The organism is Halopseudomonas oceani (genome assembly GCF_002903165.1).
In the GTDB taxonomy this organism is placed as follows: domain Bacteria; phylum Pseudomonadota; class Gammaproteobacteria; order Pseudomonadales; family Pseudomonadaceae; genus Halopseudomonas; species Halopseudomonas oceani.
On sequence record NZ_PPSK01000002.1, the window covers coordinates 263,476 to 276,049 of the forward strand.

Here is a 12,574-nt window from a genome sequence, read left to right on the forward strand (position 1 = left end):
CGCATTGTGCGGCTATACCGGAAATAAGGCGCTGTTTGTCTGCTTGTGAGACTATTTTTATTTTTACTGCTGAGGTTTATCTGAATGTTTGAACTGCACGCGCAGCTGCAAGCGGACTGTTTTGTCGTTGGCGACTTTACACTTAGCCAAGTTCTACTGTTGAACGACAGTCAATATCCTTGGTTCGTTCTGGTCCCGCGTCGAGCCGATATGCGTGAGGTTTTTCAGCTGTCCGATGATGATCGGGCCCAGTTTCATCGCGAATCGGATTGTCTCGCTGGTCTGCTGTCTACAGCGTTTTCGGCGGACAAGATGAATGTGGCAGCTTTGGGGAATATGGTGCCGCAGTTGCACGTTCATCATATTGCGCGTTATCGCACCGATGCCGCCTGGCCGGCGCCAGTGTGGGGCAAGGTTCCGGCTGTGCCTTATGAAGCGAAGGCATTGGAGCAGATGCTGGTCAAGGTGCGGACGTTGCTTAACGGTCAGCAGGGTTTTGTGGAGAGTACTAAATGAGCCATGACCAGTTGGTTCGGCGAATCGATGAGTTGGAGATGCGTCTGGCGTTCCAGGATGACACTATCCAGGCGTTGAACGATGCGCTGTCGGTCCAGCAGATTGAGCTTGATCGGCTGCGGCGTTCGCTTGAACTGGTGGCCAAGCGGCAGGCTGATTTGGCTACGCAGATCCCGGGAGAGGCAGGGGAGGAGCCGCCGCCTCCCCATTACTGAGGTTCCAGTTTTTAGCGTTTGCGATTGTTGAGGATGGCTACATCCTCAGCCTGCAGGCCCTTGTCTCGATTGGCAACCTGATAAGACACACGCTGCCCCTCCTGCAAGGCGCGGTGACCTTCGCCCTGAATCGAGCGGAAGTGGACGAACACGTCGCCGCCGTTATCCCGCGTGATAAAGCCAAAGCCTTTGCTGGTGTTGAACCACTTTACCGTGCCGGTTTCACGCGCGTCGTCTTTGGCCGGTGCGGGCTTGCGAGCGGGTTTGGCCGGACGCGGTGCGCGTGCGATGCTGCTCAATTCCTGTTTCAGTACGATAAGGGTATGCAGGCAGACACCGGTGATGGCTGCGCTGAGTGCCCAAATGCTCCACGCGGCAAACAGGGGGCTAATCAGCAGCGCGCTGAAAGGTACGCAGGCAGCAATGATCAGCAGGGCTGAGCCGAGCAGTGCTATACCCCCTGAGAGGCCGGTTTCTGCTGTGCGCTGTTGAGCGAACTGTTGCAGGTTGATAAGGCCGCAGAAAATAGCCAGCAGGCCGGGGTAGTTGATCGGGGCTGATTGGGTCAGGAATGGAGCGCTGGCAAACAGGCCGGCCAGCAGGGCGGCAGCACCGATGGAAAGGTGCAGATAACGAAGGGTCTTCAAAAGGCTCACCGTGATTAGAGTGCTGTGTTGGTCTTATGGTTGTGATGATTGATGCAGCTCGCAATGAGAGCTGCCGAGGCACTCTAACCTGAAAACGCTCGGCCTCCAAACGGAGGCCGAGCGTTGTGTGATCTGAAGCGGTGGTGGATCAGCTTTCGAGCAGGCTGCGCAGCATCCAGGCTGTTTTTTCGTGGGTTTGCATGCGCTGTGTCAGCATGTCGGCGGTTGGCTCGTCGTGAGCTTCATCGCAGACCGGGAAAACGCTGCGGGCGGTGCGTACGCAGGCTTCATGACCCTCCACTAGCAGGCGGATCATGTCTTTTGCCTCAGGCACGCCTTCTTCTTCCTTAATACTGCTTAGTTCGACGAACTGTCGGTAGGTGCCGGGGGCCGGGAAGCCAAGCGTGCGGATGCGTTCGGCAATGTCGTCAACGGCTAGCGCAAGCTCGTTGTAGTGCGTTTCAAACATCAGGTGCAGGGTCTGGAACATCGGGCCTTTTACGTTCCAGTGAAAGTTGTGGGTCTTCAGGTACAGCGTGTAGGTATCCGCCAGCAGGCGGGACAGGCCCTCAGCAATTTGAGCGCGATCATTTTCAGTGATGCCGATATCGATTTTCATCATGGCTCCTTGCTTGAATCAGAGTGTTCGTGCCGTGTTTAAGACTATTCTTGCATAGCTATTATGGCTCGCCTTTTACTCCGATACCCGGATGGTGCGATAGGTTCCCGAGGATTGCATGAACAGAGGGGCAGGCTCCCTTGTAAGGCAAGTTTCCGGTATAGTATGGCGTTTTATCTGGGCGTCATCCGCGTCTATCCGCGCACTGCGTCCCATCGCACCGAATTTGCAGACCACAGGAAGCACCACACCATGATGCGTAGCCACTATTGCGGCCAGCTGAACGAATCGCTGGCGGATCAGGAAGTAACTCTTTGCGGCTGGGTTCACCGTCGCCGTGACCATGGTGGGGTCATCTTCCTTGATATCCGTGATCGCGACGGCCTTGCCCAGGTGGTGTTTGATCCGGACCGTGCCGACACTTTCGCCAAGGCTGACCGTGCGCGTAGCGAGTATGTAGTCAAGGTGACCGGCAAGGTCCGCCTGCGTCCTGAAGGCGCGCGCAACCCTAACATGGCGTCCGGTGCCATCGAGGTGCTGGGTTACGAGCTGGAGGTTCTGAACGAGGCTGAGACGCCGCCGTTCCCGCTCAATGAGTACACTGATGTGGGTGAGGAAACCCGTCTGCGCTATCGCTTTATCGATCTGCGTCGTCCGGAAATGGCCGAGAAGCTGAAGCTGCGTTCGCGCATCACCTCCAGCATCCGCCGTTACCTGGATGACAACGGTTTCCTCGATGTCGAAACCCCAATCCTGACCCGTGCCACACCCGAAGGGGCGCGCGACTATCTGGTGCCGAGCCGCACCCATGCCGGCAGCTTCTTCGCGCTGCCGCAGTCGCCGCAGCTGTTCAAGCAGCTACTGATGGTTGCCGGGTTCGACCGTTACTACCAGATCGCCAAGTGCTTCCGCGACGAAGATCTGCGCGCAGACCGTCAACCGGAATTCACCCAGATCGACATCGAGACCAGTTTCCTCGATGAAAAAGACATCATGGATATCACCGAGACCATGGTGCGCAACCTGTTCAAGGAAGTGCTGGACGTCGAGTTCGGCGAGCTGCCGCACATGTCACTGGCCGAAGCCATGCGCCGTTTCGGCTCCGACAAGCCCGACCTGCGTATCCCGCTGGAGCTGGTGGATGTTGAAGATCAGCTCAAGGATGTCGAGTTCAAGGTGTTTGCAGGCCCGGCCAATGATCCCAAGTGCCGCGTCACCGCGCTGCGCGTTCCGGGCGGTGCGAGCATGCCGCGCAAGCAGATCGACGACTACACCAAGTTTGTCGGCATCTACGGTGCCAAGGGCCTGGCGTACATCAAGGTCAACGAGCGCGCAGCAGGTGTAGAAGGCTTACAGTCGCCGATCGTCAAGAACATCCCGCTGGACAACATCAATGTGATTCTGGATCGCGTTGGCGCGGTTGATGGCGACATCGTGTTCTTTGGCGCAGACAAGGCGCGCGTCGTCTCTGAAGCGCTGGGTGCACTGCGTATCAAGCTCGGTCACGATCTGAATCTGTTCACCTGCGAGTGGGCGCCACTGTGGGTTGTCGACTTCCCGATGTTCGAAGAGAACGACGACGGCAGCCTGACCGCGATGCACCACCCGTTCACAGCACCCAAGTGTACCCCGGCCGAGTTGGAGGCCAATCCGGCCACCGCGCTGTCGCGTGCCTACGACATGGTGCTTAACGGCACCGAGCTGGGTGGCGGCTCCATCCGTATTCACGACAAGACTATGCAGCAGACGGTGTTCCGCGTGCTGGGTATCAGTGAAGACGAGCAGCAGGAGAAGTTCGGCTTCCTGCTGGATGCGCTGAAGTACGGTGCGCCGCCGCACGGTGGTCTGGCGTTTGGTCTGGATCGTCTGGTCATGCTGATGACCGGTGCGCAGTCGATTCGTGAAGTCATTGCCTTCCCGAAAACCCAGAGTGCTGCCTGTGTTATGACCCAGGCTCCGGGTGAAGTGGATAACAAGTCGCTGCGCGAATTGCATATCCGTCTGCGGGAGCAGCCCAAGGCTGAGTAAGTCCTTCGTCCCCGTCATGCCGCTGGTTTGGCGGGGATTCTACTATCTGGAGTTGGTTTTATGGCCGGTCATTCCAAATGGGCCAATATCAAGCATCGCAAGGCGGCTCAGGACGCCAGGCGTGGCAAGATCTTTACCAAGCTGATTCGTGAGCTGACGGTATCCGCCAAGGTTGGTGGCGGTAACCCGGCTGACAACCCGCGTCTGCGCGCGGCGGTCGACAAGGCGCTTGGCGCCAACATGACGCGCGACACCATTGATCGCGCCATTGCCCGTGGTGCTGGCAGCAACGATGCCGACAACATGGAAGAGCTGACCTATGAAGGTTATGGTGCTGGTGGTGTAGCGGTGCTGGTCGAAGCGATGACCGATAACCGCAACCGTACTGTCAGTGAAGTGCGTCATGCGTTTAGCAAGTGCGGCGGCAATCTGGGTACCGATGGCTCTGTTGCCTATCTGTTCACCCGGCGCGGGCAGTTGGCCTTTACCGCCGATGCGGATGAAGAGTCGCTGATGGAAGCGGCGCTGGAGTCGGGCGCGGAAGATTTTGTCACAAACGATGACGGCTCCTTTGACGTGTTCACCAGCTTCGAGGAGTTCGGTGCGGTGCGCGATGCCCTCGAGGCGGCAGGGTTTTCCCCGGAATCTGCCGAGGTCACCATGGTGCCGTCGACGCAGGCCGAGCTGGATCTGGATACGGCGCAAAAGGTCGTCAGGCTGATCGACATGCTGGAGGACCTGGACGACGTACAGAATGTCTATTCCAATGCATCGATCTCCGATGACATCATGGAACAGCTAGGTTGAGCCGGCGCACACTGATGCAGTTAAGGGAGGCGCGGGCCTCCCTTTTTTCTATGGCTCGTATGCTGGCGGATAATACATGGCGCTGATACTGGGGATTGACCCCGGCTCCCGAATAACCGGTTTCGGTATCGTCCGTCATGCGGCGGGCCGTCAGGAGTATGTGACGTCCGGGTGCATTCGGGTGGGTGACGGCGCATTTCCGGAGCGACTGCAGAAAATTTTTCATTATCTGTCCGAACTGATTGTGCAATATCAGCCGGATGTGGTCAGCATCGAGCAGGTGTTTATGGCGCGCAACCCCGATTCCGCGCTGAAACTGGGTCAGGCGCGTGGCGCGGCTATCGTGGCGGCGGTCAATGCCGGACTGGTCGTTCACGAGTACAGCGCCCGTCAGGTCAAGCAGGCGGTAGTCGGCACCGGGGCGGCTGACAAGAAACAGGTCCAGCACATGGTGACTCAGCTGCTGGGGCTGGGTGGCACGCCCCAGGCCGATGCTGCCGATGCACTGGCGATTGCGTTGTGTCATGCCCACATGAGCGGTGTGCAGCAGCAGCTTGGTAATGCAGCGTTGGCGATGCGCGCAGGTCGCGTGCGCCGTCGTTGATCTGAATTTCAGGGAGTAGGTCCGGTGATAGGACGTTTGAGCGGTATTTTGCTGGAAAAACAGCCCCCACATATTTTGCTGGATGTGCAGGGCGTCGGGTACGAGCTGGACGCGCCGATGAGTACCTTCTATCAGTTGCCATCGCTGGGTGAGAAAGTGACCCTGCATACCCATATGGTCGTGCGTGAAGATGCGCAGCTGCTGTATGCCTTCGCTGACAAGCGCAGTCGAGAGCTGTTTCGCGAGCTGATCCGGCTGAACGGGGTCGGTCCGAAGCTGGCACTGGCGCTGATGTCGGGCATGGATGTCGATGAGCTGGTGATGGCTGTGCAGCATCAGGATGTCAGTGCCCTGGTGAAGATTCCGGGTGTTGGCAAGAAGACTGCGGAGCGACTGTTGATCGAGTTGCGCGACCGGTTCAAGGCGTGGGACGCGTTGCCGGGCGCCGTGTCGTTGGCAGCTCCGTCTGGGGTCACCAGTGCGCCGATCAAACCGAGCGTCGATGCGGTCAGCGCGCTGATCGCTCTGGGTTACAAGCCGCAAGAAGCGAGCAAGGCCGTTGCGGCAGTGGAAGAAGACGGCCTCAGTAGCGAAGAGTTGATTCGTCGTGCGCTCAAGGGCATGGTGTAGCGCATACCTGTGCCGGGGCGCATTGCTCCCTTTTTGATGGATAACACATGCTGGAAGAAGATCGCCTGATCGCGGCAACGCCCAGGCAGCAGGAAGAAGTTATTGACCGGGCAATCCGTCCGCTGAAGCTGGCTGAGTATATTGGTCAGCCAACCGTGCGTGAGCAGATGGAGCTGTTCATCAAAGCGGCCAAAGGGCGAGGGGAAGCGCTAGATCATGTGCTGATTTTCGGGCCGCCCGGTCTCGGTAAGACCACGCTCGCCAACATCATTGCGCAGGAAATGGGTGCCAAGATCAAGAGCACTTCGGGGCCGGTGCTGGAGCGTGCCGGTGATCTTGCCGCGTTGCTGACCAATCTTGAGGCCGGCGATGTGCTGTTTGTTGACGAGATTCACCGCCTGTCGCCGGTTGTTGAAGAGATTCTCTACCCCGCGATGGAAGATTATCAGCTCGATATCATGATCGGCGAGGGCCCGGCTGCCCGCTCGATCAAGCTGGACCTATCGCCCTTTACCCTGGTCGGCGCCACCACCCGCGCCGGTATGCTGACCAATCCATTGCGCGACCGCTTTGGTATTGTTCAGCGGCTTGAGTTCTACTCGGTTGCTGATTTGGCCACCATCGTGGCGCGCTCTGCAGCGATCCTTGGTCTACAGATGGACGATGGCGGCGCGCGTGAAATTGCCCGCCGCTCCCGTGGGACGCCGCGAATTGCCAACCGTCTGTTGCGCCGTGTACGTGATTTTGCCGAAGTACGCGAAGCCGGCATCATCAGTAAAGCGGTGGCGGATCAGGCGCTGAACTTGCTGGATGTGGATGAGCAGGGTTTTGATCACATGGACCGCCGCTTGCTGTTAACCATGATCGACAAGTTCGATGGGGGGCCGGTCGGGCTGGACAACCTGTCGGCGTCCATCGGCGAGGAGCGGCATACCATCGAAGACGTGCTGGAACCCTACCTGATTCAGCAGGGCTTCATTATGCGTACGCCACGCGGTCGAGTGGTGACGCGCCACGCGTACCAACACTTTGGACTCAGGTTGCCCTCGCGGATGGTTTCACCGGCGGCAGACCTGTTCGATGATCCGGCAGCGCCGGATTCACCCTGAAAAAATATTTTGCATTTAGCGAGGACACCCACTATGCAAAATCATTGCTTGGCTCTACATTATGCGCGTTGAACGTTCTGGGCCGCCGTTCGAGCTGAAAGCCCGCGTCTACTTTGAAGATACCGATGCCGGTGGCATCGTCTACTACGTCAATTACCTGAAGTTTATGGAGCGTGCGCGGACGGAGCTGGTCCGTACTCTGGGCTTTGATCAAAGCGCTCTGCAGAGAGAAAACGTCATTTTTGTTGTGCACTCTGTCACGGCACGTTATCACGCGCCCGCACGATTGGATGATGAACTTGTCGTAACTGCGACTGTCTTGGAAACCAAGCGAGCAAGTATTCGCTTCCGCCAGAGCGTGACTCGGGCGGGAGAGTTGTTGTGTGAAGGAGAGGTGCTGGTCGCCTGCGTCAGTGCCGACCGCTATCGCCCGAGAGCGATTCCCGAAGCTATGCGTACGGCGTTCGAGAATACTGCGCGGGCCGAGATCAACGGGTAATGAGTCAAGAATTCGATGGACAAGCGAGGAGTAGCTGAGCGTGCAGGCTGACCAAATGTCGATATGGCACCTGGTGTCCGGCGCCAGTGTACTGGTGCAACTGGTAATGCTGACGCTGCTGGCAGCGTCGGTAACGTCGTGGGTGATGATTTTCCAGCGTGGCAGCGTAATGCGCTCTGCCAAAAACGCGCTGGATGATTTTGAGGACCGTTTCTGGTCTGGTGTCGACCTGTCGCAATTGTATCGACAGGTTACCGGATCGCCGGATGAGAACTCCGGCCTTGAGCAGATATTCCGTGCCGGCTTCAAGGAATTTTCGCGCATGCGCCAGCAAGCTGGTGTCGACCCGGACGCGATAATGGATGCCGTGCAGCGCTCGATGCGTGTCGCTATTTCACGTGAAGAGGAAAAGCTGGACCTGCATCTGCCGTTTTTGGCGACCGTTGGCTCGACCAGTCCCTACATTGGTCTGTTCGGTACCGTCTGGGGGATCATGAACTCCTTCCGCGGTCTGGCAACCGTACAGCAGGCAACCTTGGCAACGGTCGCGCCGGGCATCGCAGAAGCGCTGGTGGCAACGGCCATTGGCTTGTTTGCTGCTATCCCGGCAGTGGTCGCATACAACCGTTTTTCTGCCCGATCAGAAATGCTGATCGGCCGCTACTACACCTTTGCAGAAGAGTTCTCCAGCATTCTGCACCGCCGCGTTCACGCACGCGAGGAGTAAGCGGAGTCGTTATGGGCATGCACATGCAGGGGCGTCGTCAGAAGCGTAAGCCGGTCGCGGAAATGAACGTGGTGCCATACATCGACGTGATGCTGGTGCTGTTGGTGATTTTTATGGTGACCGCACCAATGCTGAATCAGGGGGTCAAGGTCGATCTGCCACAGGTATCCAGCGAGGTCTTGCCCTCTGATAGCAATCAGCAGGTACTGACGCTGTCGGTGCTGGCTGACGGAACGTACTACTGGAACCTGGGTGATGGGGTCGACACTGAAAACCACACCGACAGCGTTGTTTCGCTGGCTGAGATGACGGAAGGGGTGTCCAAGATCATGGCCGCCAAGCCCGACACGCTGGTCTACATCCGTGGTGACAAACAAGCCAATTACGGTGTGGTTGTTACCGCAATGGGTGCGCTGCAGCAAGCGGGTGTGCCCAATGTAGGTCTGATTACCGAGGCGCCGTGAGCACGCGATATCAACACCGGCCAACGGAGTCCGAGCGTTACTCTGCTCCGTTGCTGAAGGCCGCAGCTCTGCACTTGGCGGTGGCGATTCTGCTGTTCGCCTCTTTCAGTCGTGCGCCGGATTTTGAGCCGGCTCGGCCGATTGTTCAGGCAACGCTGGTGCAGCTGGATTCGATGAGTCCTGCTGTGACGCAGACGGACCAGAAAATTGCCGGTGAGGCGCCAAAGACCGCCGCGCCTCGCCATGAAGAAGAGGCGATGGAGGCCCAGCGGCAGCAGCAACAAGCCGCAGAAGCAGCCAGGGCTGCCGCTGCTGAAAAGGCTCGGCAGCAGGCGGAAGCCGCTGCGGCTGAAGCGGCGAGGGATGAGGCTGATCGCAAAGCTGCTGAAGCTGCGGCGGCTGAGCGTCGTAAGGCTGAAGAGGCTAGAAAGACGGCTGAGGCTGAGGCGGCTCGCCGGGCTCAGGCTGAAGCCGAGCGTAAGCGTGCTGAGGAAGAGGCCCGCCGCAAGGCTCAGGAAGAAGCGCGTCGCAAGGCCGAGGCTGAACGCCGCGCTGCGGAGGCCGCCGAGCAGCGCCGCCGCGAGCAGGAGCGCCTGGCAAACGAGCGTAAGGCGCAGGAGGAGGCCAAGGCGCGTGCGTTGAGCGAGGCGTTGGCGGAGGAAACCCAGTATCAGCAGGCGCAGGCTGATCGCAGTGGTGACCAGGTTGCGGCCAGTTACGACGACGTTATTCGTCGCTATGTCAGCCAGCAATGGCGTCGCCCGCCAACAGCCCGTAACGGTATGACGGTGGAAGTGCGTTTGAGCATGTTGCCGACTGGGCAGATTACCGATGTTGTTATCGTGCGTTCCAGTGGGGACGCCGGTTTTGATCAGTCCGCCGTGCAGGCGGTCAGAAACGTGGGGCGCATTCCGGAAATGCAAACACTGTCCCGTGAAAATCCCGCAGCGTTCGATCGCTTGTATCGACAGCGAACGCTGCGCTTCAAACCAGAGGATCTGGCATTCTGATGAAGAGACTGACGCACGTTTTTGCAGGCTTGGTTGTGTTGTGCCTTGCCCAATTGTCGCTGGCGCAGGACGCCATTGAAATTACGCGTGGCACCGACAAGGCTACCCCGATTGCGGTGGTACCCTTTGGTTGGCAGGGCAGCACGCCGCTGCCGGAAGACATGGCGGAGATTACCGCTAACGATCTGCGCAACTCCGGCATGTTTGCGCCGATTCCGCGTGGCAACATGTTGAGCTATCCGACCCGTGACGGTGAGATTAATGCGCGGGACTGGCGCATGATTGGGGCTGACTATGTGGTGGTCGGGCAGGTCGCGGCCACTGGCGCCGATGCCTTTGAACTGACTTACAGTCTTTACAGTGTGGTTCGCGAGCAGGTATTGCTGTCGCGTTCGATCAGCGGTACCCGTGCGCAGCTGCGTGATATTGCCCATCACCTGAGTGATGAGGTGTTCAAGGAGCTGACCGGTATTCAGGGCGCCTTTAACACCAAGCTGCTGTACGTCGCTGCCGAGCGTTTTTCGGTCGACAATACACGGTACACGCTGCAGCGTAGTGATTACGACGGCGCCCGTGCTGTAACCTTGCTGCAGTCCCGTGAGCCGATTCTCAGTCCGAGCTACTCGCCGGATGGCGAGCGCATCGCCTATGTATCGTTTGAATCGCGTCGTCCGGAGATCTACATTCACTATATCCGGACTGGCCGCCGCGAGCGTATCAGCAGCTTTGAGGGCTTGAATGGCGCGCCGGCCTGGTCGCCAGACGGAAGTCGACTGGCTTTTGTACTGTCGCGCGATGGCAATCCGGAAATCTATGTGATGGATCTGGCCAGCAAGCAGCTGCGTCGGGTGACCAACCATTTTGCGATTGATACCGAGCCGAGCTGGATGGGTAACGATACGCTGGTGTTTACCTCGGATCGTGGCGGGCGCCCGCAGATCTATAAGCAGAATTTGAGTTCGGGTACTACCGAGCGTTTGACCTTCGTTGGCAACTACAATGCCAACGCCAAGCTGTCCGTTGATGGCCGCACCATGGTGATGGTGCACCGTCAGGAGGGCTACCGTAATTTTCAGATTGCCACGCAGGATCTTGAGCGCGGCAACCTGAGAGTTTTAACAGAAACGTCACTGGATGAGTCCCCGACGGTCTCACCCAACGGCGTTATGTTAATTTATGCTACCCGTCAACAGGGGCGGGGTGTACTCATGCTGGTATCAACAAACGGGCGTGCACGGTCGGTGATACCGACTCAGTTCAACGACCTGCGCGTACCATCATGGTCCCCATACCTGCCATAGGGCGCACCAACACTAAACCATATGGGGTTAATAGGAGTTCATGATGCAAGTTATCAAGTTTGGCAAAGCCGCTGCTCTGGTCGTTGCTTTCGGCGTTGTTGTTGGCTGTTCCTCCAAAGGTGGCGACACCTCTGGTGCAGTTGATCCGAACGCTGGCTACGGTGCTGGCAGCAACGGCGCTGGTATGGACAACGGCATGAACAGCGAAGAAGCTGCTCTGCGCGCCATCACCACGTTCTACTTCGAGTACGACAGCTCCGAGCTGAAGCCGGAAGCCATGCGCGCTCTGGACGTTCACGCTAAAGACCTGAAGTCCGCTGGCAACCGCGTTGTTCTGGAAGGTCACACTGACGAGCGCGGCACCCGCGAGTACAACATGGCTCTGGGCGAGCGTCGTGCGGCTTCCGTACAGCGTTACCTGGTTCTGCAGGGCGTGTCTCCGGCTCAGCTGGAACTGGTATCCTACGGTGAAGAGAAGCCGGCAGCGATGGGTTCTACTGAAGAAGCCATGGCTCAGAACCGTCGCGTAGAGCTGCGCAAGTAATAGAAGAGGTCTTATGAAGGGTTACAGAGGCATCGTAATGGCCTTGGCGCTGTCGCCGTTGGTGGCAGTTGCTCAGGTTCCGGTAATGGAAGGTAGTTCGAGCAATACGTCGTCTGCCAGTTACGCGGGTTCCTCGGTAACCCAGCAGGCCCCGGCTGGCCTTTCTGGTGAAGGCCAGCTGTTTCAGCAGATGTACCAACTGCAGCAGGAAGTCACCATGCTGCGGGGTATGCTCGAAGAGCAGAGTTACAAGATCAAGCAGATGGAGCAGGACCAGCTTGATCGCTATCAGGATATTGATCGTCGACTGTCTGGCCTGACCGCCGCGCCGGCTCCCGCCGCCAACGGTAGTGCGCCTGCTGACAGTGACACTGCGACAACGCCCGCTCAGGCGCCTGCGGCCAGCACTGCGCCGGCTGATCCCGAGCAGGAAAAACTGCTTTATGACGCGTCCTTTGACCTAGTCAAAGCGCGGGATTTTGACAAGGCTGCACTGGCCTTCAACGCTTTCCTCAGACGTTATCCGGACAGTCAGTATGCGGGCAATGCGCAGTACTGGTTGGGTGAGGTCTATCTGGTTCAGTCTGATCTGGAGTCCGCCGGCAAGGCGTTTGCTCAAGTGATCAGCCGTTATCCGAATCACCGCAAGGAGTCGGATGCGATGTACAAGCTGGGCGACGTCGAGCGTCGTCTTGGTAATAACGACAAGGCGCGTGATCTATTCCAGCAGGTCATCAGCAAGTACCCCGACTCGTCGGCGGCGCAGCTGGCCGGCCGTGAGCTGAACACGCTCAACTGATGGGGGGGGCAGCCAGCCCGCCGATCTGTCTTTGCAAAAGCGCCCATCGGGCGCT

At 58.4% G+C, this 12,574-nt stretch carries 16 protein-coding genes; 14 read left to right on the forward strand and 2 right to left on the reverse strand.

Features of this window, described 5'->3' with window-relative positions:
- The first annotated feature begins 84 nt into the window (after positions 1-84).
- Both C1949_RS03430 and C1949_RS03435 read left to right on the forward strand, forming a co-directional pair.
- Positions 85-516 (forward strand): HIT domain-containing protein, encoded by a 432-nt coding sequence (locus C1949_RS03430; RefSeq protein ID WP_104737083.1) that lies wholly within the window; start codon positions 85-87, stop codon positions 514-516.
- Positions 513-731: a SlyX family protein gene (locus C1949_RS03435; RefSeq protein ID WP_104737084.1), complete on the forward strand. Its 219-nt coding sequence runs from the start codon at positions 513-515 to the stop codon at positions 729-731. The genes C1949_RS03430 and C1949_RS03435 overlap by 4 nt, the downstream gene beginning before the upstream one ends.
- 11 nt (positions 732-742) lie before the next feature.
- On the opposite strand, the gene C1949_RS19790 is transcribed toward C1949_RS03435, so the two are convergent.
- Together C1949_RS19790 and C1949_RS03445 are read right to left on the reverse strand one after the other, a co-directional pair.
- Positions 743-1,378, reverse strand: a complete 636-nt coding sequence (locus C1949_RS19790) for a cold-shock protein (RefSeq protein WP_308421298.1) — start codon at positions 1,376-1,378, stop codon at positions 743-745.
- 148 nt (positions 1,379-1,526) lie between these two features.
- A complete protein-coding gene (locus C1949_RS03445; RefSeq protein WP_104737085.1) occupies positions 1,527-1,997 on the reverse strand; it encodes a Dps family protein in 471 nt (156 codons plus the stop codon).
- Between the two features lie 252 nt (positions 1,998-2,249).
- Between C1949_RS03445 and aspS the strand changes: the two genes are divergently transcribed.
- The 12 genes from aspS to ybgF all read left to right on the forward strand — a co-directional run bounded on the left by aspS (position 2,250) and on the right by ybgF (position 12,519).
- Positions 2,250-4,025 (forward strand): aspartate--tRNA ligase, encoded by a 1,776-nt coding sequence (gene aspS, locus C1949_RS03450; protein WP_104737200.1) that lies wholly within the window; start codon positions 2,250-2,252, stop codon positions 4,023-4,025.
- Positions 4,026-4,085: 60 nt separating this feature from the next.
- Positions 4,086-4,832, forward strand: coding sequence for a YebC/PmpR family DNA-binding transcriptional regulator (locus C1949_RS03455; RefSeq protein ID WP_104737086.1), 747 nt, complete (start codon positions 4,086-4,088; stop codon positions 4,830-4,832).
- A 76-nt stretch (positions 4,833-4,908) separates the two neighbouring features.
- On the forward strand, positions 4,909-5,436 hold the full coding sequence (ruvC, locus tag C1949_RS03460; protein ID WP_104737087.1) for a crossover junction endodeoxyribonuclease RuvC: 528 nt from the start codon (positions 4,909-4,911) through the stop codon (positions 5,434-5,436).
- A 24-nt stretch (positions 5,437-5,460) separates the two neighbouring features.
- A complete protein-coding gene (gene ruvA, locus C1949_RS03465; protein ID WP_104737088.1) occupies positions 5,461-6,066 on the forward strand; it encodes a Holliday junction branch migration protein RuvA in 606 nt (201 codons plus the stop codon).
- 47 nt (positions 6,067-6,113) lie between these two features.
- Positions 6,114-7,175, forward strand: a complete 1,062-nt coding sequence (ruvB, locus tag C1949_RS03470; protein ID WP_104737089.1) for a Holliday junction branch migration DNA helicase RuvB — start codon at positions 6,114-6,116, stop codon at positions 7,173-7,175.
- A 61-nt stretch (positions 7,176-7,236) separates the two neighbouring features.
- A complete protein-coding gene (gene ybgC, locus C1949_RS03475) occupies positions 7,237-7,674 on the forward strand; it encodes a tol-pal system-associated acyl-CoA thioesterase (RefSeq protein ID WP_088275538.1) in 438 nt (145 codons plus the stop codon).
- Positions 7,675-7,729: 55 nt separating this feature from the next.
- A complete protein-coding gene (gene tolQ, locus C1949_RS03480) occupies positions 7,730-8,401 on the forward strand; it encodes a protein TolQ (RefSeq protein ID WP_104737201.1) in 672 nt (223 codons plus the stop codon).
- Between the two features lie 11 nt (positions 8,402-8,412).
- Positions 8,413-8,865 carry a protein TolR gene (gene tolR, locus C1949_RS03485; protein ID WP_373289796.1) on the forward strand — a complete coding sequence of 151 codons (453 nt, stop codon included), beginning with the start codon at positions 8,413-8,415 and terminating at the stop codon, positions 8,863-8,865.
- Positions 8,862-9,875: a cell envelope integrity protein TolA gene (gene tolA, locus C1949_RS03490; protein ID WP_104737090.1), complete on the forward strand. Its 1,014-nt coding sequence runs from the start codon at positions 8,862-8,864 to the stop codon at positions 9,873-9,875. The genes tolR and tolA overlap by 4 nt, the downstream gene beginning before the upstream one ends.
- An 8-nt stretch (positions 9,876-9,883) precedes the next feature.
- A complete protein-coding gene (gene tolB, locus C1949_RS03495; RefSeq protein WP_229744369.1) occupies positions 9,884-11,176 on the forward strand; it encodes a Tol-Pal system beta propeller repeat protein TolB in 1,293 nt (430 codons plus the stop codon).
- Between the two features lie 43 nt (positions 11,177-11,219).
- A complete protein-coding gene (pal, locus tag C1949_RS03500; RefSeq protein WP_088275530.1) occupies positions 11,220-11,720 on the forward strand; it encodes a peptidoglycan-associated lipoprotein Pal in 501 nt (166 codons plus the stop codon).
- 13 nt (positions 11,721-11,733) lie between these two features.
- Positions 11,734-12,519, forward strand: a complete 786-nt coding sequence (gene ybgF, locus C1949_RS03505) for a tol-pal system protein YbgF (protein WP_104737092.1) — start codon at positions 11,734-11,736, stop codon at positions 12,517-12,519.
- Positions 12,520-12,574 lie beyond the last annotated feature (55 nt).